This is a genomic window from Gordonia sp. DT30, assembly GCF_049844915.1.
Lineage (GTDB): Bacteria > Actinomycetota > Actinomycetes > Mycobacteriales > Mycobacteriaceae > Gordonia.
The window spans coordinates 1-487 of the sequence record NZ_JBNCLY010000081.1 but is presented as its reverse complement, the minus strand read 5'-3'; the positions used below and the strand labels follow the sequence as shown (position 1 = coordinate 487).

The 487-nt window shown below is 63.0% G+C and carries 1 pseudogene; it reads left to right on the top strand.

Annotated elements, in window-relative coordinates:
• Positions 1-344: pseudogene (locus ACLQ3C_RS21520) on the top strand (hypothetical protein); the annotation flags it as partial.
• Between the last annotated feature and the right edge of the window lie 143 nt (positions 345-487).

Here is a 487-nt window from a genome sequence, read left to right as displayed (position 1 = left end):
AACCAAACCTTAAGCGAGACACCGGCGTTGCGCCCTACGCCACGCTCAAACCACCCACACCTACATCACAAGAGCCCACGATTTGCGAAACTGGCCCCGGCTGGAGCGGCGAAGTCCTCACCTACCGGCGCACCGGGGCCCCGCCGCCGGCCAACCAGCACGGCCCGCACTGGTATCCGATTCACAACGTCTTCGGCGACTGGCAAGTTGTCAACGACACCGATCCCGATTTCGACCAGCCACCGAGCCTCGCCGTACGCCAATGCGCAGCCGCCCACATCCCCGAACAAACCAACGCACCCAACAGCCCCGGCTGGTCCTGGAGTCCGAACCCCGGCGCATGACACACCAAACCCGCCGAGCGCGAACACTTCTCACAGCATCAGCATTCACGATGCTGATAATCGCGCTAGCCGCATGCACAACACCCAACACCACGCCAACTCCCTCGGTCTACGCGCCTCCATGGTTCCTCCACTTCACCACC